The following is a 19,351-nucleotide window of genomic DNA, read 5'->3' as shown; positions in this document are numbered from 1 at the left end:
GATCCCGACAATTATTACGGTAAAACGAAGCCTTCAATCGAGTTTGGCGGTAAGTTTCGCCACACTCTTGCGTTTTTAACAATTATCTATCTCGCAATTAAGGGTTTTCCCGCGATGATTGGGTGACTAGACTGAAATCACTCGCTTCTCACATGGTGTGGCAAGCGAAGCTAAAAAACAGATCTGGAGGTTTAGTCATGAAATCGCTCATCAAGGCAATCGCCATTGCAGCCGTTCTCGCCGCCCCAGTTGCTTCGTTCGCTCAATCGAGCGACCAGCCCGCGACCCGCGCGGAAGTCCGCAGTCAGTTGATCCAGCTTGAACAAGCGGGCTACAACCCGGCCGCCAGCAACGACACGAACTATCCGGGCGACGCTCAAGCCGCCGAAAGCCGTGTGCAGGCGCAAAATCCGGCAGTCGCGCAGACGCAGGAACCCGTCGCCGATACGAGTGGTTACGGTGGCGCGGTAAGCGGTTCGTCGCAAGCGGGTGGCGTCTTGCAACCGATGTCCGGCCCGAAGTCGGTTTATTTTGGTAATTAAGTTTGGCAACCAAGTTTGGCAACCAGGTTTGGCAACTAAGTTTGGCGGCCGGCTGGTCCGGCCGGCAGTTGATCTGATCGAAGCGGGGCGTGCGTGAATCCGCTGAGCGCACGTTCCGCGTTTAGCAGCCAATCAGCAATGTGATGTGGCGAGGCACATGCGCGCTTTATGCGGCGTGCATTCTCGCGGTCCACAATTCAGGAACCTCCGCTGCCGCAAGGTAGCTTCGCCCAACCTTTTTCAAGGATTGGGCTTTTTTTGCGCCCCGTTCGGCGGTGCGCTGCGCCCGGCGAGTGGCGCGGCCTGCGATATGCCGCGAATCTCAGGGGCGTTCGCCGTGGATATAGAACTCGAGTTGCTGAATGGTGAATTGCTGCTCGGCGATGATGTTCTTCACCAGGTCACCGATCGACACCATGCCGACCAGGCGATCGTTTTCGATGACCGGCAAGTGGCGCATGCGCCGTTCGGTCATTAAGGCCATGCAATCATCGGTGGTCTGGTCGGGGCGGACAAAGCGCACGGCTTTGCTCATGATGTCGCGCACCGGCGTAGCCTTCGACGAACGGTCCATCAGGACCACCTTGCGCGCATAGTCCCGCTCCGTAACGATCCCGGCGATGCTGTCGCCGTCCGTCACGACTAGTGCGCCGATACCTTTTTCAGCCATCAGCTTGATCGCGTCGTAGACGGAATCGTCGGCCCCGACGGTGAAGACGGTGGTGTTGTTCGGTTTAGTTTTAAGAAGCTGTGCAACGCTTGTCATGGAGCAACTCCGTTTCGCAGTGCAGCACGCCGATGCGGCGCGCTGTCGTGAGGGACAGGCTATTCCAGTATAGGCGCGGCGCGCGGCGGAAGGACCTCGGGAATACCTGTGGCGCGCGGCGCGTTCAACTCAGGTAGCCATGTGACGCGCGCCGGTTTCGTACGCGGCGCGCGGGCATCCGGGCGCGGCGTGCCGATTAGCGGTAAACTGCCGGTCCATACCGCATCCCAATTTTGCGGGTTCATGTCAGCACCATTGTCCAACGCCATGCTCACGTCTCACGATCCGTCGCAAGCAACAGACGGCGCACCCAGCGGCGAGTGCGTCGTCCTCGACGCTACCGCCACGCTCCCCACGCGCTACGGCACGTTTACTTCCTACGTGTTTCGCGTGGCCGATAGCGGCGCCGAACATCTCGCGCTCGTGATGGGCGACGTCGCAAACCAGTCGTCCGTATTGACGCGCCTGCACTCCGAGTGCCTGACGGGCGACGTGCTCGGCTCGTACCGCTGCGATTGCGGCGAACAACTCGATCTGGCGCTGCGCTACATCGCGGCTGAAGGCTGCGGCGTGCTGCTGTATCTGCGCGGCCACGAAGGGCGCGGCATTGGCCTGTCGAACAAGATTCGCGCGTATGCGTTGCAGGAGCAGGGCCGCGACACCGTCGAGGCCAATCTCGATCTCGGCTTGCCCGACGACTCGCGCGAATACGATTCCGCGGCGGGCATTCTGCGCACGCTCAGGGTCACCTCGGTGCGCCTGATGAGCAACAATCCGGAAAAATTCGACACGCTGTCGAAGCATGGCATTCCGGTATGCGAGCGCGTCGCGCTGGCGATTCCGATGCGCGAGGAAAACGAGCGCTATATCCGTACCAAACAGTTGAAGTTTGGGCACTACTTCGACGAGAACGAATAATCGACGCATGCAAGCCAAGCCGGCCACCGTTTGCAAACGGTGGCCGGCGTTGCGGCGTCGGTTTCGTCAATGTAGTGCGGCGTTTGATGCGGTGACGACGCATCTGCGGCGTGTCTACGGTGTATCGAGCCGAGTGGAGTTTGGGCTGCGGCGAATCAGAACAAGCCAAAGTCGTCGTTGCTATTCGGGATTGCGTTGAGCACGTCCCGAAGTGCTCGCCAGCCTGTCAGTCCCGCAAGACTTGCCCGGATCGCCGTCCAGTAGCGGGCGCTCGTGGTCGCGCGCGTTCGAGAGATTCGATGCGCCACGATCTTGCGCGATTCCATCGATGCGCGCAGCAAAGGGCAGGTATGCATTTCATTTCTCCTGATACGAGTGCCGCTTAGCGCGCATTTGCGTTTGCACTTGCTTTTGCAGCTGAAGTTTCAGCCGAAGTTTCAGTGACACGCGCCAGGATCGACGCAAACACGCCCTCTAGCGAGGTCGCGCCGAAGCGCCGCTCGCTGATCTCCGTTTCGACGTCGATGCGGCCAGCGTTGTGCGCGTCGTACAGATCCGTGATGAGACGTGCGTGGTTCTCGCCGAGTCCCGCGCCATGGAGCATGGCGGCCCATTCGCCGCGTGGCGCTTCGTAGGCCGTGATCTGACGGTGCGCCAATGCACCGAGCGTGCGTGCGACGTCTAACGCGCTGACGCGCGTTTCACCTTCAATACTCACCACCCGTGGCGATACCTTCGCCGGTCTGTCGTCGAGCAGTAGTTCAGCGGCCAGCAGTCCGACATCCTGTGCGGCGACCGTCGGAAACAGCTTGCTCAACGGATGATGCAGACTCGGCAGCACGCCTCTCGCGAGCGCGATCGGCAGCACGCGCGCCCAGTTGTGCATGTGTTCGGCTGCGCGCAGAAACGTCAACTGCGAGTCAATGGGCGCGAGTTGCGTTTCGAGGATGTGAAACAGCGTCGTGATGCCGGTGCCGCTCGCGTGTTCCGCGCCGTAGTCGGACAGCGCGAGCACACGTTGCGGCGGGTTGGCGCGCAATGCGTCCGCGCTCACGTCGATCATGCGCCGCATCGTGGTGGCGGGATCGGTGTCTGCGTGCGGCACTGGGCACAGTATCTGTACCGCGGATGCTCCCTCGATAGCGCGCGCGACCGAAGCTGCGTCGAGCAGATCGGCGATGGCGATTTCACAGCCGATTTTCGCTAGTACATCCCCTTGCCTGGCATCGCGCACAACCGCGCGCACTTCGCGGCCCGCCCGGCGCAACGCCGCCGCGCTCACTCTGCCCACATTGCCTGCTGCTCCAAAGATCACGAACACGTTGAGCTCCTTCCTGAGTCGGTATGCGGTCATCTTAGGGAGCCGGCGACGGAGAAACGCGCGGGCACGGATCGTCATGCGCAGATTCGGATGATTGTTTTTCCTTGTGGCGGCGCAGCACGTGTGTTGAGGCGGTGCGAGTCAAGCGAAGGAGCGAAAAACGCAGCACAATGCACACACGTTTGCCGCCATCCACGAGGAAAAGCAATGAACGCCGTGACACCGATACCGCAGCCGCACAGTGGCTCCCGCATCGCGCTTCTCTCAAGCAAGACGCTCGGCTGGCAGGGCTTCGGCGCTGAACTGGTCAACGTGTCGGCCGGGCTGCACCGGATTCCGGCGCTCAAATATCATCGCGTGGGTGTGCATGTCGGGGCGCCGGTCAAGGCGCGCTGCATGTGCAATGAGCGCCGCTTTTCGCGGATTCAGGCGCATGGCGATGCGGATGTGATTCCCGCAGGCGTCGACGGACAGTGGACTGATGAGGCCGCCTGCACGATTTTCAGTGTGTGGATTGGCGAAGACTTCGCGCAGAGGACTGTCGAACAACTCGAATTGAAGACGAGCGAAGCGCGGCTTCGTCCGCAGTTCCAGATGCGCGACCCGCGTTTTCAGCATCTGGCCTGGGCGTTGCGCGCGGAACTCGAAGCGGACGATGCATCCGATCCGCTGTACGCCGAAAGCCTGTGTACGGCGATGGTGGTGCGGCTGATCGGCAGCGCGCCGGTGCTCGACAAACTCGAGAACAAGCGTCGTACGCTTGCGCCAAAGACTGCCGCTCGCGTGATCGAGTTTATCGAAGCGCATCTCGATCAGCGCCTCACGCTTGGCGAACTCGCCGTGCACGCTGAGCTGAGTGTTCCGCATTTCAAGGTGCTGTTTCGCGAAACGCTCGGTATGCCGGTGCATCAGTATGTCGTGCAGCGGCGCGTGGAGCGGGCGAGAGCGCTATTGCTTCAAGGCAGGTTGAGCGCGAGTCAGATCGCGCTGGAAACGGGCTTTGCGCATCAGAGCCATATGGCGCATTGGATGGGGCGGTTGTTGGGCGTTACGCCGCGAGAGTTGGTCAAGTCAAGCGCGAATCCAGGCAGCATTGTTGAGTTCGATACCTTCAATGCCCGTCGCATTGCAACGCCGCGATAGACCTTAAAACCGCACTGCAGCATAAGCAGTTTGGAGGACCGGCTCTATTGCCCTCGATCGATTTGTATAGCTAAATACGCGGACTTCGCAACCGGAGGCCGTCACATGTCGAAATCGAAGGGTTCTCGCATCGTCGCCTGGGCGATTGCGGCCGCTGTCGCCAATGCGCCGCTCGCTGTGCTTCTCACCATCGCTACACCGGTTGCCATCGATCGCGCAGTCGCCGCGACGTCGACCACCAGCGCCGACGATTATGCGGCAACCCGCTATCCGATCATCCTCGTCCATGGCCTCACCGGGACCGACAAATATCTCGGCGTGCTCGACTACTGGTACGGCATTCAGTCGGACCTCCAGCAGCACGGTGCAAGCGTGTATGTGGCGAACCTGTCGGGCTTTCAGAGCGATGACGGGCCGAATGGCCGCGGTGAACAATTACTCGCCTACGTTAAGCAGGTCCTGGCCGCGACCGGCGCGCAGAAGGTGAACCTGATCGGCCACAGCCAGGGCGGCTTGACCTCGCGCTACGTTGCGGCTGTAGCGCCGGAACTCGTCGCTTCGGTCACCACGATCGGTACGCCGCATCGCGGATCGGAGTTCGCCGACTTCGTGCAGGACGCATTGCAAAAAGATCCGACCGGTCTTTCGACACCGATCATCGGCGCGTTTGCGAATATATTCGGCATCCTGACGAGTAGTAATCACAACACGAATCAGAACGCGGTAGCGGCGCTGCAAACCCTGACCACGGCTAACGCCGCGGCCTACAACTTGCGCTATCCGAGCGCCGGCCTCGGTGCGCCAGGCTCCTGCCAAACGGGCGCCGCGACTGAAACCGTCAACGGCAACACGCATCTGCTGTACTCGTGGGCGGGCAGCGCGATTCAGCCGACGTCCGTGCTGGGCATCCCCGGCGCTACCGACACCAGCGTCGCGCCAATCGATTCCGCCAACCTCCTGGATCCTTCGACACTCGTCCTGTACGGCACCGGCACGATCATGCTGAGCCGTCAGTCGGGACAGAACGACGGACTCGTCTCGGTGTGCAGCGCGCTCTACGGCAAGGTGCTCGGCACGAGCTACAAGTGGAACCATCTCGACGAGATCAACCAGTTGCTCGGCGTGCGCGGCGCGAATGCGGCCGATCCGGTGGCAGTGATTCGCGCGCAGGCGAACCGCCTGAAGACGCAAGGCGTGTGACCGGATGCGGCGATTGGATCGGCAGCGGGGCAGCGCGCGGAGTCAGTGGCTGGTTTTCGTGGCGGTGGGTGCGGTGTCGGCGGGCGCGGCATTGTGGCTGAACCGCCCGCCGTCCGCGCATGATGCGTCAGCGCTGCACGCGGTGAATGCAGCGAGTTCTGCGCAAACCACGCTTGTTTCGGGCAAGGACATGGTGGCCGGCACGTCGACGGCCGGCGCATTGCCCGCTTCGCTCGACGGTTCGTCGCCACCGCATCTGCCAACCGATGGCCGCGGCCACCTCGCGCACACGCGTGCGGTCCGCGATTTCTTCGATTACTTCCTGACGGCGCAAAACGAAATCTCTCCCGCGACGCTCGATGCTTTGGTGCGTCGCCAGATCGCCGCGCAACTCGACGGCACGCCGGCCGCCGACGAAGCGGTGACCGTCTGGCAGCGCTACAACGCGTATCGAGCGGCGCTCGACCAGTTGCCACAAACCTCGCCGATCCAAAGCCAGAGCAGCGCAAAGCTGGACCTCGACGCGCTGCAACTCTCGCTCGACCAGCACGACGGCTTAGGCACTCGTTTGATGGGTGAATGGAACGAGCCGTTCTTCGGCGCCGAATCGCAGCAGCAACATACGGATTTGGCACGTCTGCGTATCGCGTCAGATGGCTCGTTGAGCGCGGCGCAAAAAACGGCACGTCTCGCCGCACTGGACGCGACATTGCCGCCGGAAACACGCGCAGCCCACGAAAGGGCGCGCCAGCAGCAGGCCGCACTCGACGCGATCAGTCAGGCGCAAAAGCAGGGCGGTTCGCTCGATACGATGCGTGCGCAGATCACGCAGACACTTGGACCCGAAGCGGCGCAACGCGTCGTGCAGATGCAGCAGGCTGACGACGTCTGGCAAGCCCGCTATGCGGACTATTCAAGCCAGCGCGCGCAGATCGACAAACAGGGCTTGCCGCCTCAGCAACGCGACGCGCAGATTGCGCAGTTGCGTCAGCAGTTCTTCACCAATCCGAGCGACGCGATGCGCGCGGCGTCGCTCGATCGCGGTAGCGGTTCGGCAAACTGAACCCGCTATCGCGATCTGATGCAGCATCTCAACCCGGCGCGACGCCCGTCAATTGCGAGTACACGTCATGCGACAGTTGCAACAGCACCTTGCGATCGATCCCGCCTGACACCGCATAGCCAAAGTCGCCGTCGACCCAGTAGAACACGTTCACCGGTCCGTCCTGATACAGCTTGAACGCGGTGGTATTCGAGTTCACCTGACGGTGCGAAATACACAGCGTCACGCGTTCGCCATTCGGCCCGCGATACATGAACTGCGCGGTTGGGCCATCGGCGCCCGGCAACAGGCGCCCGCCCGAGAGGTTGAAACCGCTCTTCGACAGCATCGGCGGATGCACGTTGGTGCCGAGCCGGTTGGACAGCCACTGCACGAAATCCTGTTCGTGATCCGCAGTCATTTCGGCTGGACGGTCGACGGCGGGCATATAGACCACATGCGCCACTGCAGCCTGCCGCGCAAACATTTCCGAACTGTCCGCACTGACCGGGCGCGTGTCGGAGTGACTGGCGACCGGCACCACGACGTCCTGCCCCATATGCGTGCCGACGCCAATGCCCACGCCCAACACCAGCGCTGCCGCCATCCCGGCGAACTGCGGCCAGTTGGCGGCTATGCGCCAGCGGCGCCCGCTGGCCAGAGGTGTTTGCAGACGTTTGGGCACCGGCTCGCTCAGCACGCGGTCATAGCGTTCATGAAACATGTTGTTCAGCGAGAAATAATCGCTGACGCGTGTGGCCAACTCGGGGTTCTGTTCGAGCGCGCGCTCCACCTCAACGCGTCGTTCGTCGGACAGCGTGCCGTCCACGTACGCGTGCAGATCTTCTTCGCCGATCGGCGTGTGTTGGTCGCTCATCGCACCACCTGTAATTTTGCACCGGGCTGCGTGCCCGCCATCAATGCCCGAAGCCGCTCGCGCCCACGCGAAAGGCGCGACATCACCGTGCCGATCGGAATGTTCAGCGCCAGCGCCACGTCGGCGTAGCTCATTTCCTCGAGACCGACCAGCAGCACGACTTCGCGCTGCTCCATCGGCAGACGCTGCAATGCATAGTCGAGGTCGCGCATTTCCAGCGAACGGGTCTGATCGGACGGCACGGCAAATTCGCTTTCGTGGACGCTGTCGTCGTCGACCGCCACGTGAACCGCGCGCGCCGAAGCCTTGCGCGCCTGATTGGCGAACACGTTATGCATGATCGTGAATAGCCACGCACGCAGATCCGTGCCGGGCTGGAACATGCCGGTCCGGCCGAGCGCGCGTTCGAGCGTGTCCTGCACCAGGTCGTCGGCGAGATCGCGATTGTTGATCAGCGCTCGCGCATAGCGCCGCAAGCGCGGCACATGCTCCATCAACTCGTCACGGACATCCATTTTCTATCCCAATCGTGGGGCTTCTCGTAGGCGCCGGGTGGGCGGCCGTCGATTGAACCACCACGCGTATTCGAGGTGCAAACACGCGTGGGCGAATTTTATTCCGTTGTGTTTGTCGCGTTGCGAAAAAAACTGGAAAGGGCTTAGCGCATCGTCATCACGTCGGCGGCGCGCATCAGGCCGTGGGTGCGGGCGTCGCCGGCCACCACGAAGCGCTGCCACTGCGCCGTCCAGGTCAGCAGGCGGATCTCGCCGATGCGCTGGGCGGCCCACTGCGGCTGGGCCGGCGCCAGCAGTGCCAGCGTGGAAATCAGCACGACGGGGCGGTTGTCGCCGTTCAGATAGATGAATTCGCCTGCGCGTTGGAAGGGACCTAGCGATAGGACCCTTTGATCAACCAGGCGTAAACCGATCGACGCGAGGTTGGGCGCGGATACGTCGGTTCGCGTCGGTGAGGCCGCGGAGTACTGTACGGCGGCGGTTTCCGCCAACGCCATCACGGCCGCATTGTTGAGTGCCTGGCGGGAGACCTGGGTGGCGGCGAGCCAGCCACTCGCGGCGACCAGCGTCAGAACGAGTGCCCCGAGAACGCTCACCATCTTACCCGGGCGTTTCGCGGCCTTCAGCCGCTCGAGTACGCCGCGCCAACCTTCAGCACGGGTCGAAACAGGTTCGTCAGTTGTTTGGAAGGCCTGCTGCATCTGCGTGTTGAGCCTGCCGTAGAACGCCACGCGACGTGCTTCCGCCGGATCCTTGCCCAGATATTCCTGCAGAAACGCAGCGCGTTCCGGCGTCAGCGTGCCATCGGCGTAGGCCTGAATGTCGGCTTCGGAAAGCGGCGAATCAGAGGGAGGGGCGGTTGAGGTCATGGTGTCGGCATTCGTCGGATTTCAGCTATCGAGTGGCGAACACACGCAAGCGTGAGTTTATTCCACCTTCGAAGTTTGTTTTTGACGAAGCGCCAAGGCAGGAATAAAAGCCGCGAACCCGTGGTTATCCCTCATGCAAACCCGCATAAAACTCTTTGGAGTTCATCATGAAGAAGATCGCTTTTGCCGCATTGTCCCTCGCCGTTCTCGCCGCTTCGTCGAGCGTTTTTGCAGAAGGCAAGACACGTGCTCAGGTGTACCAGGAGTTGATCGAAGCCCAACAGAACGGACTCAACTACGTCACTGATACATCGTATCCGGATGTGAATCCCATCTTTGCACAGCAGGTTGCGCACAACAAGGAAGCACTCGCCGCCAAGGCGGCCGCCGCGAACCACGTCGCGAGCGGCGCCGCGACATCAGGCAGCGTCAATTGATGGTATCGATAGCCGGCGCGCACACGGAACGGACGCGCCGGATGTCGAATGGAATAGATCGCCGAATTCGGTGTTTGCCGATGAGTGCATCTATCCGAGAGTCAAGGAGTCGTCGTGACAAAACCATCCGTTCCCAACGCTGCGCCTCCATGCGTGCCATGCCGGCTCGCCGCGATTGGCGCGGTCGTCGCGCTTCTTGCCGGCGGCTTTGCCTACACGGCGGGCTGGCTGACACCCGCGCGGCTCACTGCGCCGCGAATCATCAACACGTTCGAAGCGGTGGCCGGCCATCCGCATCCCGGCTATCGCCGCAACCACGCGAAGGGCTTATGTGTAGCGGGCTATTTCGACAGTAGCGGCGACGGTTCGGTGCTTTCACACGCCGCGGTATTCGCGCCGGGCCGCACGCCTGTTATCGGCCGCTTCGCGGTTCCCGGCGGCAATCCGTCCGCGCCCGACACGAGCTCACCGGTGCGCAGCATGGCGTTGCTGTTCCAGTTGCAGAATGGCGAGCAGTGGCGCACGGGGATGAATTCGACACCCGTATTCGCGGTTCATACGCCCGAGCAGTTCTATCAGCAACTGGTTGCGGCGAAACCCGATGCCGCGACCGGCAAACCGGACCCCGTAAAGCTGAAGGCGTTTTATGCCGCGAATCCGGAGACTAAGCCGTTTCAGGCATGGGTGAAAGCGCATCCGCCATCGTCGAGTCTGGCGAACGCCGCGTACTACAGCATCAACGCATTCCAGTTCACCGACAGCGCGGGCAATACTCGCGCTGTGCGTTGGGCCATGGAGCCTGAAACGCCGTATGCGCCGATCACCGATGCACAAAAGGAAGAGAAGAATTTCCTCGAAGCCGACCTCGATCAGCGTCTGCAAAATGGACCGTTGCGCTGGCATCTGATCCTGACAGTCGCGCAGCCCGGCGATCCCATCGACGACGCGACGATGCAATGGCCCGACGATCGTCAGCACATCGATGCCGGCACGCTGGTGATCGATCACACGACGTCGCAGGAAGACGGTGCCTGTCGCGATGTCAATTTTGACCCGACCATCTTGCCGGCCGGTATCCGGCCTTCCAACGATCCGTTGCTCGCCGCGCGCTCGGCTGCGTACGCGCTGTCGTATAAACGCCGCACGCGCGAAGAATCGTTGCACCCCGAAGTTCATCAAACGAAGTCGAACGGAGAGCGTTCATGACACAGACGCGTAGCCATTTCAGTCCGCTCGCGCGACTCATCCATTGGACGATGGCGCCGCTGATTATCGCGATGCTGTTTATCGGCGTGGGGATGGTTGCGACCGTATCGAGTGCGCATAACACGCTGATCGCGATTCACAAGCCGCTTGGGATAGCGCTGCTGCTGTTGGTGATACTGCGCGTAAGCGTGCGTATCCGGCGTGGCAGTCCGCCATTGCCGGCCTACATGCCAGCGCCGCAGCGTATTGCCGCGAGGCTGTCGCATCTCATCCTCTATGCGCTGATGATCGCGATGCCGCTGATCGGCTGGGGGATGCTATCCGCGGCGGGATATCCGATCACGCTATACGGTCCCCTGCATTTGCCGCCGATCGCGCCGCATAACACCGAACTGTTCGCCCTACTGCGTGCCTTGCATACATGGCTGGCATTCGCGCTGTTCGCCACGGTGCTTTTGCATCTCGCGGCGGCGTCGTTTCATGGTTTGATCCGCCGCGATGGGGTGTTTTCGAGTATGGCGCGCGGCGGGCGTTAGCCCTTCACCCGTTCCGAGCGCGGATCGTAAGGCGCCTTTAGATGGACGGTCGCCGGCAGCAGATCGCCGGCAACGTCGATCATGTATTGACCGCTGTTCAGATACGCGGCATCGGCGACGCCATCCGGATTGTTGATATAGCCCATGGCTACCGGACAGCCGAGCGTGTGCCCAAACGCTGCCGAACTGACGAAGCCGACAGGTTTGCCGTCACGCAGAATGGCTTCGCCGCCCCACAGCATGCGATCGGCGGCGCCGTCGGCGGTAAGCACCACCATGCGGCGGCGCAGCGGCTCGGCGCGCAATTTCAGCAACCCGTCGCGGCCGCGGAACGGGATGTCCTTGTCGAGCTTGCAGGCGAACGAGAGCCCCGCTTCGAACGGATTCGTATCCGGCGTCAGTTCGCGACCCCACGCGCGGTAGCCTTTCTCTATGCGCAAAGAGTCGATTGCGTAGTAGCCCGCGTTGACGAGACCGAAGGTCTTGCCTGCCTGTTGCAAGGTTTCGTACACGCTGACTGCGAACTCGACCGGGACGTACAGTTCCCAACCGAGTTCGCCGACGTAGGTGAGGCGGGTGGCGCGCAGCGTCGCGTAGCCGAGATCGACCTCGCGGCTCTGGCCGAACGCGAACGCCTCATTGCTCCAGTCCGCCTTCGACACGCTTTGCAGCAACTCGCGTGAACGTGGGCCCATTACGGCGAGCACGGCGTACTGGCCTGTGACGTCGACCAGCGTGCAGTGTTTGTCGTGCGGAATCGCTTTTTCGATGGTGTCGAAATCGCGCGTGGTTTGCGCGGTGCCGGTGACCAGCAGATATTGATCGTCGGCGAGGCGCGTGAGCGTGAAATCCGATTCGTAAGTGCCGCGCTCGTTGAGCATGCCGGTGTAGACCGTGGTGCCGGGTGGCACAGCCACATCGTTGGCGACAATCCCTTGCAGCACGCTTTCCGCATCGCGTCCTTTGACGAGAAATTTGGAGAACGACGTCATGTCGAAGAGCGCGACGCCTTCGCGACATGCACGATGTTCGGCGCCGCTCCACGGCAGCCAGTTCTGCTGGCCGAACGCGTAATCGATCTGTGCTTCGGCGGGTGTCGGCGCGAAAAAGTTGGCGCGCTCCCAGCCCATTTTGCTGCCGAAGCAGGCGCCGTCATCGCGCAGCAACGAATACAGCGGTGAGCGGCGGAACGGCCGCGCGCTGTCGAGTTCGCGATTCGGCCACGGCATCGCATAGTGCAGGCCGAGCGTTTCCTTCACGCGATCATGCAGCCAGGTGTCGTTGCCGTTAAAACGCGCAAAGCGGCGAATGTCGACCGGCCAAAGGTCCATCGTCGGTTCGCCCGCGACGATCCATTCGGCGAGCGCCATGCCCGCACCGCCCGCCGATGCGATCCCCATCGAATTGAAACCCGCGCCGATGAAAAAGCGCCGCAATTCTGGCGCTTCGCCGAGCATGAAGTTGTTGTCCGGCGTGAACGATTCCGGGCCGTTATAGAACTGCTTTACCTGCGCCGTTTCGAGCGCGGGCACGCGCTGCAGCGCATTTTCCATCAGGATTTCGAACTGATCCCAGTCGTCGGGCAGCAACTGGAATTCGAAGTTGTCCGGGATGCCGTTCATGCCCCACGGTTTCGCGTTCGGTTCGAAGCCGCCCATCACGAGACCGCCCACTTCCTCCTTGAAGTAGATGAAGCCATCCGGATCGCGCATCACCGGCAGGTCCGGATGCACGCCGGCAATGCGTTCGGTAACGATGTAGTAGTGCTCGGCCGAGTGCAGCGGCACGGTCACGCCGCACAGGCGGCCCACCGCTTTGGCCCATTGGCCCGCGCAATTCACGACGATGTCCGCGCCGATCGTGCCTTCTTCGCCGTCCTTGTTACGCCACGCGAGGCCACTGACTTCGCGTGTGCCTGTTGTGCCGTTGGCCTTGTCTTCGAGTGCGGTGCGCGTGTGAATCGCTGTGACCCGGGTGTTCTCGACAATGCGTGCGCCACGCGTGCGGGCGCCGCGGGCGAGGGCCTGGGTCAGATCCGTGGGATTCGCTTTGCCATCCCCCGGCAGCCAGACGGCGCCGAGCAGATCGTCGGTACGTATCACCGGCCATAGATCGCCGGCTTCGTGCGGGCTGATCACGTCGCACGCCACGCCGTAGGCGCGCGCGACGGCGGCGGTGCGCTTGAGCTGCGTCATCCGCTCGGCCGTGCGGGCCACCGAGAGCGAGCCGCATTGCTTCCAGCCGGTCGCGAGGCCGGTGTCGGCTTCGAGTTCGGCGTAGAGGGCGGTCGAGTAACGGATCAGTTTGGTCATGCTTTCCTGCGCGCGCAGTTGGCCGACGAGGCCGGCCGCGTGCCAGGTCGTGCCACACGACAACTGACCCTGTTCGAGCAGAACCACATCGGTCCAACCCAGTTTGGTCAGGTGATAGGCGACCGAGCAACCGATGATGCCGCCTCCGATGATGACGACACGGGTGTGGGTGGGGATAGATGTGGACATATGTGGAAATAAGTTGAATTGACGCGCGTAGATTGCAACAAAATTTGGCAAAAAGCAACGATCGATTTGGTTGATGTGGGATCAAAGGATGTCGCGGATACGTCAGTAACAGACGGCCGCCCTACCTTTTTATAACCAAGTAGGTTAATATCAATCGGAGGCAAGAGTGGAAAAAATACGCCTCACTGCAAGTTGGCCGATGTCCAGGGCTTGGCGAGTGCAGGGAAGATCAGAATCACGAAATCGGCCGTGATCGGGGCTGCGGCACTCGGCTTCGGGCCTGCGGCGATTGTCGAAACGGTGATGTCCCTCGATCGGCGTGCTTTCAGAAAAAGCATGACTACGTACGCGGACCATCGGGTCTGGCAGGACGTCTACTGCGCCATGACTGAAGCAGGCATGGTCTATTTGAAATTGACGGTGGTCGATGACGTCCTCGTCGTGTCATTCAAGGAGTGGTGAGCATGAAGTGCCCGAACTGCGGAGCGGCCGAACTGGTGCGCGACACGCGCAATATGCGCTATGTCTACAAGGGAGAGACGGCCGTCTTCGAGGCCGTCACCGGCGACTATTGCCCGGCATGTGAAGAGGCTGTGCTCGACATGGACGAGGCGACCCGCACGGGTCAAATGATGCTGGCCTTCAAGAAGGAGGTGAATGCATCGCAAGTGGATCCCGCATTCATTGCCGCCGTCCGCAAGAAGCTTGAGCTGGACCAGCGCGAAGCGGCGGAAATTTTCGGCGGCGGCGTGAACGCTTTTTCGCGGTACGAGAATGGCAAAACCAGGCCGCCGCTCGCGCTAATTAAACTGCTGCGAGTACTGGATCGGCATCCCGAGTTGCTGGCGGAAGTAAGGGCTGGTTGAGCTTCAGGGCGGGTTTAGCGTGCCGATTGTGGATTTATATGGGAATGCGTTGAGATTTCTTGGAGAACTGTGAGGTGTTTGCTAGACTGAGCACCGTCTCCCGGTCTCGATCCTATGTTCTCCACCCAACGCCAAGCCGAAATCCTGCGACTCGTCCGCGAGCAGCGTACCTGCACGATCACCGATCTCGCCGGCCGCTTCGAGGTTTCCGACGAGACCATCCGCCGCAATATCAAGCCGTTGATCGCGGATGGCCTGCTCATCAAGGTCCATGGCGGCATCATGCTGCCCGAGCGGCTCGACGAGCCGCCGTTCCAGCGGCGCATGGTGGCAAGCCGCGAGGGCAAGCAGGTGATTGGCGCGCGCATCAGCGAACTCGTGCGGGACGGCGACTCGCTGATCCTCGAGGGCGGCACGACCTGCCTGCACATTGCTCAAGCGCTCGCCGCGCGCTCGCGCCTCACGGTCGTGACCAATTCCATCGAAGTCGCCCGCGTGCTGGCGCCGCGCAACGGCAACCGGGTGTTCATCGCGGGTGGCGAACTGCGTGCTGACGACTCCGCTGCAGTCGGCGACAGCGTGCTTGTCTTCCTGCGCCAGTTCCATGTGCGCTACGCAATCGTGTCGGTCACCGCGATCGACCTGCAGGGCCGTTTCATGGACGCACTGCCCGCCGACGTCGCGTTTTCGCTCGCCGCCTTTGCGCAGGCCGAGCGGCGCGTGGTCGCGGCGGATCACGCGAAGTTCGGCCACAGCGCGCTGGTACACGCTTTCGGCCCGGACGCGGTCGATCTGCTGGTCACCGATGAGGCGCCAACGCCTGCGCTCGCTCAGGTGTTCGCGGCAGCGGGACTGGAAGTGAGCGTCGGGGCATCCAGCGACCCCGCACTCTGAGCGAAGCCAGGCCATCCGTCCCTTGCACTGCCTTGAAAGCCGTCTCCACAGCTAATTTCGTCCGACGCGTAAAATGGCCGGTTACCACGGGCAATCTATGCCGGGCTGAAACTGCGCGGGCAGTCGCCGTTCGTCGCCTGCCGCGCCGATTCCGCGTCCGCGCACGGTTGCCCCCGCCGGCTTGAAAAGGAATGGACCCTGATGTCGTCAGTTTTCTTCGATCGGGAACGGATTACGGAATGGCTGGGCGACCACACCGTCGCCAAGGCGCGCTCGGTCGGCGCCGTCACGAACGTGAAATGGGACGGCGCCAAGCTCAGCGGCTATGTGCAGGGCTCACGGGTGCTGCCCTACCACACGCAGGTGCGGTTCCGGACCGATGGCGGCAGACCGTGGGCGCAGAGCGAATGCAGTTGCCCGGTCAGCCGCAATTGCAAGCATGTCGCCGCGCTGCTGCTCGCCGAGCTCGAGTATCACGACGAGATGGACCACATCACCATCGTCGACACTGACATCGGCTCCGATGAACGCTCGTCCGCCGGTTACCCGCAGGCGTCGTCCGGAACAGCGATGCAGCCGCCATCCGGCGTACGTCCCGAACTGGTCAGCTGGCTCGAGCGTTTTCGCGCACGCGCCGAGGCCGCCGATGCAGTCGCCCAGAAGGCGGCCGCCGCGCGTACTCAAACGCTGGCCTACCTGCTGAACTGGTCCAAATTCCACATGCGCCACGAAGTCGTGCTGTACCGGGCGCATTGCACTCTGGACGGCACGATTGTCGAAGTCGACGAGCCTTGGGGCAATGTGGAAGCCGCCTTGCTCAAGCAACCCAGGTTTGTCTCCGACGAAGACCTGTCGATCCTGCGCGGTCTGTGGCTCGGCCGCTCGCGCGAGGATTTCGGCCAGTTCGTTCTGCGCGGCACGAGCGGCGCGGAGATGTTGCAAAAGCTGATGGCCACGGGGCGCCTGTTCTTCGAGTTCAAGCCGGCGCCGGGTCACGATGGACCGACACCTTTGTCGCGCGGCGCCACCCGGCCCGGGCGGATCGAATGGGAACCGCTGGCGGACGAACGCCTGCGGCCGGTGCTGTGCACCGAGCCGCGCGCCACCATGGTGCTGCCCACCGAGCCGATCTGGTACGTGGACGGCGTCGCGAATGAAGCGGGTATCGTCGAATCGTCGTTGCCGTTCCAGCAGTTGCCCGACTACCTCGCCATGCCGCCGATCTCGCTCGCCGAAGCGCCGCTCGTCGCCTCGGTGCTGCGTGAGATCGCGCCCGATTTGCCGCTGCCGCCCACGCACGACGCCTCCGCGATTCGCGTAATCGACGTCGATCCCGTGCCGGTGCTCACGCTCAATAGCCATGCGCTGCCGTCGACGGTCAAGGCGGGGCAACGAAAATCAGAGGCTGTTGAACTGGCCGGCGTCAGCTTCGATTACGACGGCGTCAGTATCAATGTCGATAGCAGCGTCACCCTCGTGCCCATGCCGGGCGGCGACGTCATCCATATCCGCCGACGCTACGAAGCCGAAAAGAAGCGCTTGCTCGAACTGCGCAAGACCGGCCTGCAGAAAGTCCCGACCAGCCGCGTGTACGCGTCGCGGCTTTTGCCTGACACGATGCTCGGTCTGCCCGATGCCGAATCCTGGTCCGCCTTTGTCAACGACGCTGTACCTGAGCTCGTGAGCAAAGGCTGGCGCGTGACGATGGCGCCGGAGTTCCGCTACAACATCATCGAGATCGACGCGATCGACGGCACCGCGCAGCAGGCGGGCGACGGCTGGTTCGATCTGGAGATGGGCATCCGCATCGGCGAGCGCAATGTGCGGCTCGAGCCGCTGCTCGCCGATCTGTTCCGGCGCGACCGTCGCTGGCTCGGTGGCGCGCTTGAAGCCATCGCCGACGACGAACCGATCGAGCTAAAGACCGAAGAAAACAAGCGTCTACGCCTGCGCGCCGACCGGCTTAAGCCGGTGGTGCGCGTGCTGGTCGATCTGTTCGACGCACTGGGAGGCACTCTGGCCGAAGGCGCGCCGCTGCGGGTGCCCTCTGTCGATGCGGGCCGCCTCGAAGCCTTGAACAGCACAGGCCGCTGGCAATTCCAGGGCGACGATTCGATTCGCCAACTGGCGCAGCGTCTGCAGGCCGGCCCGGGCTTGCACGAGGTGCCGGTACCGCGTGGTCTGAAGGCGGAACTGCGCGCGTATCAGCAGCAGGGCCTGAACTGGATGCAGTTTCTGCGCGAACACGATCTGGCCGGCGTGCTCGCCGACGACATGGGTCTCGGCAAGACCGTGCAGACGCTCGCGCACATCCTCGCGGAGAAGGAAGCCGGACGCCTCAACCGTCCCGCGCTGATCGTCGTGCCGACCACGCTCGTGCACAACTGGCGCGAGGAAGCGCGGCGTTTCGCGCCCGACCTGAAAGTGCTGATACTGAACGGCCCGCAGCGCAAGGAGCGTTTCGAGCAGATCGGCGAGCACGACCTGATTCTTACGACTTACGCGTTGTTGTGGCGCGATCAGAAGGTGCTCGCCGAGCATGACTATCACCTGCTGATCCTCGACGAGGCGCAGTACGTCAAGAACGCCAGCACCAAAGCCGCACAGGCGATCCGCGGATTGCGCGCGCGGCATCGGCTGTGTTTGACGGGGACGCCGCTGGAGAATCACCTCGGCGAACTATGGTCACAGTTCGACTTTCTGTTGCCGGGCTTTCTCGGCAGCCAGAAAGACTTCACCAAACGCTGGCGCAATCCGATCGAGAAGAACGGTGACGGCGTGCGCCGCGCGCTGCTGGCGCGCCGCATCCGGCCGTTCATGCTGCGCCGTCGGAAGGACGAAGTGGCGAAGGAGTTGCCGGCCAAGACCACCATCGTCTGTTCAGTCGATCTGGAAGGCGCGCAGCGCGATCTATACGAAACAGTGCGGACGGCCATGCAGGAGAGGGTGCGTGCGGCGGTCAGCGCTCAGGGGCTCGCGCGCAGCCACATTATCGTGCTCGATGCCTTGCTGAAGCTTCGCCAGGTTTGCTGCGATCCGCGCCTCGTGAGGAAAATCAGGGTTGACGAGGCGCCGGGCGAACCGGACGAACCGGGTGTGAAGCGCGGCAAAGTGGAAAAAGCGGAAAGGGTCGAAAAGGGCGCACGTGTCACGCGTTCGGCCAAGCTCGATTTGCTGCTGTCGATGCTGCCTGAATTGATCGAGGAAGGGCGCCGCGTGCTGCTGTTCTCGCAGTTCACCGGCATGCTGGCGCTGATTGCAGAAGCGCTCGAGGAAGCCGCGATCCCCTACGTGATTCTGACTGGCGACACGACGGACCGCATCACACCGGTAGAGCGTTTCCAGCAAGGCGAGGTGCCCTTATTCCTGATCAGCCTGAAGGCGGGTGGCGTGGGTCTGAACTTGACCGCTGCGGATACCGTGATTCATTACGACCCGTGGTGGAATCCTGCTGCCGAGAATCAGGCGACCGATCGCGCCCATCGGCTGGGGCAGGACAAGCCCGTATTCGTCTACAAGCTGATTGCCGCGGGCAGCATCGAAGAAAAGATCGTGGAGTTGCAGGAGCAGAAGGCGGGGCTTGCCGACAGTATTCTCTCCGAAGACGCCGCCGGTGCCGCCAAGTTCTCAGACGACGATCTCGACGCGCTGTTCGCGCCGATGCCGGAGATTGAAAGCAGCAGGTGAGGAATACAGGCGGCGTTCGCCGCGGGGATGC

19 protein-coding genes are annotated in these 19,351 nt (G+C 62.4%); 12 read left to right on the top strand and 7 right to left on the bottom strand.

The features are described from left to right. Window positions 1-197: 197 nt before the first annotated feature. The gene (locus KHO33_RS20855; RefSeq protein WP_200565930.1) at window positions 198-542 is read left to right on the top strand and encodes a DUF4148 domain-containing protein; all 345 of its coding nucleotides are present in this window, start codon (window positions 198-200) and stop codon (window positions 540-542) included. A 322-nt stretch (window positions 543-864) separates the two neighbouring features. Here KHO33_RS20855 and KHO33_RS20850 read toward each other — a convergent pair whose 3' ends face one another. Beyond that, window positions 865-1,308, bottom strand: coding sequence for a CBS domain-containing protein (locus KHO33_RS20850; protein WP_054036399.1), 444 nt, complete (start codon window positions 1,306-1,308; stop codon window positions 865-867). 267 nt (window positions 1,309-1,575) lie between these two features. On the opposite strand from KHO33_RS20850, the gene ribA reads away from it, so the two are divergent. Further along, a complete protein-coding gene (gene ribA / locus KHO33_RS20845; protein ID WP_200566013.1) occupies window positions 1,576-2,226 on the top strand; it encodes a GTP cyclohydrolase II in 651 nt (216 codons plus the stop codon). A 155-nt stretch (window positions 2,227-2,381) separates the two neighbouring features. Here ribA and KHO33_RS20840 read toward each other — a convergent pair whose 3' ends face one another. Next, entirely contained in the window at window positions 2,382-2,582 is a 201-nt protein-coding gene (locus tag KHO33_RS20840; protein ID WP_200565929.1) for a hypothetical protein, read from the bottom strand. Between the two features lie 26 nt (window positions 2,583-2,608). Then, window positions 2,609-3,547 carry an NmrA family NAD(P)-binding protein gene (locus KHO33_RS20835; protein WP_200565928.1) on the bottom strand — a complete coding sequence of 313 codons (939 nt, stop codon included), beginning with the start codon at window positions 3,545-3,547 and terminating at the stop codon, window positions 2,609-2,611. A 207-nt stretch (window positions 3,548-3,754) separates the two neighbouring features. On the opposite strand from KHO33_RS20835, the gene KHO33_RS20830 reads away from it, so the two are divergent. The 3 genes from KHO33_RS20830 to KHO33_RS20820 all read left to right on the top strand — a co-directional run bounded on the left by KHO33_RS20830 (window position 3,755) and on the right by KHO33_RS20820 (window position 6,953). Continuing rightward, window positions 3,755-4,690 carry an AraC family transcriptional regulator gene (locus tag KHO33_RS20830; protein WP_200565927.1) on the top strand — a complete coding sequence of 312 codons (936 nt, stop codon included), beginning with the start codon at window positions 3,755-3,757 and terminating at the stop codon, window positions 4,688-4,690. A gap of 105 nt (window positions 4,691-4,795) precedes the next feature. Continuing rightward, window positions 4,796-5,890, top strand: a complete 1,095-nt coding sequence (locus KHO33_RS20825) for a triacylglycerol lipase (RefSeq protein WP_200565926.1) — start codon at window positions 4,796-4,798, stop codon at window positions 5,888-5,890. Between the two features lie 4 nt (window positions 5,891-5,894). Then, the gene (locus KHO33_RS20820) at window positions 5,895-6,953 is read left to right on the top strand and encodes a lipase secretion chaperone (protein WP_200565925.1); all 1,059 of its coding nucleotides are present in this window, start codon (window positions 5,895-5,897) and stop codon (window positions 6,951-6,953) included. A 28-nt stretch (window positions 6,954-6,981) separates the two neighbouring features. Here KHO33_RS20820 and KHO33_RS20815 read toward each other — a convergent pair whose 3' ends face one another. The 3 genes from KHO33_RS20815 to KHO33_RS20805 all read right to left on the bottom strand — a co-directional run bounded on the left by KHO33_RS20815 (window position 6,982) and on the right by KHO33_RS20805 (window position 9,193). Further along, a complete protein-coding gene (locus tag KHO33_RS20815; protein WP_200565924.1) occupies window positions 6,982-7,809 on the bottom strand; it encodes an anti-sigma factor family protein in 828 nt (275 codons plus the stop codon). Beyond that, window positions 7,806-8,324 carry a sigma-70 family RNA polymerase sigma factor gene (locus KHO33_RS20810; RefSeq protein ID WP_054036380.1) on the bottom strand — a complete coding sequence of 173 codons (519 nt, stop codon included), beginning with the start codon at window positions 8,322-8,324 and terminating at the stop codon, window positions 7,806-7,808. Before KHO33_RS20810 ends, KHO33_RS20815 begins: the two co-directional genes overlap by 4 nt. A 143-nt stretch (window positions 8,325-8,467) precedes the next feature. Beyond that, the gene (locus tag KHO33_RS20805; protein WP_200565923.1) at window positions 8,468-9,193 is read right to left on the bottom strand and encodes an anti-sigma factor family protein; all 726 of its coding nucleotides are present in this window, start codon (window positions 9,191-9,193) and stop codon (window positions 8,468-8,470) included. 167 nt (window positions 9,194-9,360) lie between these two features. Here KHO33_RS20805 and KHO33_RS20800 point away from each other — a divergent pair, with 167 nt between their 5' ends. The 3 genes from KHO33_RS20800 (at window position 9,361) to KHO33_RS20790 (ending at window position 11,372) form a co-directional block, all read left to right on the top strand. Further along, entirely contained in the window at window positions 9,361-9,630 is a 270-nt protein-coding gene (locus tag KHO33_RS20800) for a DUF4148 domain-containing protein (protein ID WP_054036532.1), read from the top strand. Window positions 9,631-9,744: 114 nt separating this feature from the next. After that, complete coding sequence (locus KHO33_RS20795) at window positions 9,745-10,836, top strand: catalase family peroxidase (protein WP_200565922.1); 1,092 nt, start codon at window positions 9,745-9,747, stop codon at window positions 10,834-10,836. Next, window positions 10,833-11,372 carry a cytochrome b gene (locus KHO33_RS20790; RefSeq protein ID WP_200565921.1) on the top strand — a complete coding sequence of 180 codons (540 nt, stop codon included), beginning with the start codon at window positions 10,833-10,835 and terminating at the stop codon, window positions 11,370-11,372. Before KHO33_RS20795 ends, KHO33_RS20790 begins: the two co-directional genes overlap by 4 nt. Here KHO33_RS20790 and KHO33_RS20785 read toward each other — a convergent pair. Beyond that, window positions 11,369-13,873, bottom strand: coding sequence for a GcvT family protein (locus KHO33_RS20785; protein WP_200565920.1), 2,505 nt, complete (start codon window positions 13,871-13,873; stop codon window positions 11,369-11,371). The two genes, KHO33_RS20790 and KHO33_RS20785, sit on opposite strands and share 4 nt — an antisense overlap. A 153-nt stretch (window positions 13,874-14,026) precedes the next feature. Here KHO33_RS20785 and KHO33_RS20780 point away from each other — a divergent pair, with 153 nt between their 5' ends. The 4 genes from KHO33_RS20780 to KHO33_RS20765 all read left to right on the top strand — a co-directional run bounded on the left by KHO33_RS20780 (window position 14,027) and on the right by KHO33_RS20765 (window position 19,320). Continuing rightward, window positions 14,027-14,335, top strand: a complete 309-nt coding sequence (locus KHO33_RS20780) for a type II toxin-antitoxin system MqsR family toxin (RefSeq protein ID WP_054036375.1) — start codon at window positions 14,027-14,029, stop codon at window positions 14,333-14,335. A gap of 2 nt (window positions 14,336-14,337) precedes the next feature. After that, on the top strand, window positions 14,338-14,739 hold the full coding sequence (locus KHO33_RS20775) for a type II toxin-antitoxin system MqsA family antitoxin (RefSeq protein WP_200565919.1): 402 nt from the start codon (window positions 14,338-14,340) through the stop codon (window positions 14,737-14,739). A 114-nt stretch (window positions 14,740-14,853) separates the two neighbouring features. After that, window positions 14,854-15,633, top strand: coding sequence for a DeoR/GlpR family DNA-binding transcription regulator (locus tag KHO33_RS20770; RefSeq protein ID WP_200565918.1), 780 nt, complete (start codon window positions 14,854-14,856; stop codon window positions 15,631-15,633). A 201-nt stretch (window positions 15,634-15,834) separates the two neighbouring features. Beyond that, window positions 15,835-19,320, top strand: a complete 3,486-nt coding sequence (locus KHO33_RS20765; protein ID WP_200565917.1) for a DEAD/DEAH box helicase — start codon at window positions 15,835-15,837, stop codon at window positions 19,318-19,320. Window positions 19,321-19,351 lie beyond the last annotated feature (31 nt).

Source organism: Paraburkholderia nemoris (genome assembly GCF_905221015.1).
Lineage (GTDB): Bacteria > Pseudomonadota > Gammaproteobacteria > Burkholderiales > Burkholderiaceae > Paraburkholderia > Paraburkholderia nemoris.
The sequence above is the reverse complement of the archived record's forward strand: the minus strand, read 5'-3'. Positions and strand labels throughout refer to the sequence as shown.

Bases quoted from the DNA above. Each gene is read 5' to 3' on its own strand.
- KHO33_RS20855 (WP_200565930.1), top strand. From the start codon at position 198: ATGAAATCGCTCATCAAGGCAATCGCCATTGCAGCCGTTCTCGCCGCC.
- KHO33_RS20850 (WP_054036399.1), bottom strand. From the start codon at position 1,308: ATGACAAGCGTTGCACAGCTTCTTAAAACTAAACCGAACAACACCACC.
- ribA (WP_200566013.1), top strand. From the start codon at position 1,576: ATGCTCACGTCTCACGATCCGTCGCAAGCAACAGACGGCGCACCCAGC.
- KHO33_RS20840 (WP_200565929.1), bottom strand. From the start codon at position 2,582: ATGCATACCTGCCCTTTGCTGCGCGCATCGATGGAATCGCGCAAGATC.
- KHO33_RS20830 (WP_200565927.1), top strand. From the start codon at position 3,755: ATGAACGCCGTGACACCGATACCGCAGCCGCACAGTGGCTCCCGCATC.
- KHO33_RS20825 (WP_200565926.1), top strand. From the start codon at position 4,796: ATGTCGAAATCGAAGGGTTCTCGCATCGTCGCCTGGGCGATTGCGGCC.
- KHO33_RS20820 (WP_200565925.1), top strand. From the start codon at position 5,895: ATGCGGCGATTGGATCGGCAGCGGGGCAGCGCGCGGAGTCAGTGGCTG.
- KHO33_RS20815 (WP_200565924.1), bottom strand. From the start codon at position 7,809: ATGAGCGACCAACACACGCCGATCGGCGAAGAAGATCTGCACGCGTAC.
- KHO33_RS20810 (WP_054036380.1), bottom strand. From the start codon at position 8,324: ATGGATGTCCGTGACGAGTTGATGGAGCATGTGCCGCGCTTGCGGCGC.
- KHO33_RS20805 (WP_200565923.1), bottom strand. From the start codon at position 9,193: ATGACCTCAACCGCCCCTCCCTCTGATTCGCCGCTTTCCGAAGCCGAC.
- KHO33_RS20800 (WP_054036532.1), top strand. From the start codon at position 9,361: ATGAAGAAGATCGCTTTTGCCGCATTGTCCCTCGCCGTTCTCGCCGCT.
- KHO33_RS20790 (WP_200565921.1), top strand. From the start codon at position 10,833: ATGACACAGACGCGTAGCCATTTCAGTCCGCTCGCGCGACTCATCCAT.
- KHO33_RS20785 (WP_200565920.1), bottom strand. From the start codon at position 13,873: ATGTCCACATCTATCCCCACCCACACCCGTGTCGTCATCATCGGAGGC.
- KHO33_RS20775 (WP_200565919.1), top strand. From the start codon at position 14,338: ATGAAGTGCCCGAACTGCGGAGCGGCCGAACTGGTGCGCGACACGCGC.
- KHO33_RS20770 (WP_200565918.1), top strand. From the start codon at position 14,854: ATGTTCTCCACCCAACGCCAAGCCGAAATCCTGCGACTCGTCCGCGAG.
- KHO33_RS20765 (WP_200565917.1), top strand. From the start codon at position 15,835: ATGTCGTCAGTTTTCTTCGATCGGGAACGGATTACGGAATGGCTGGGC.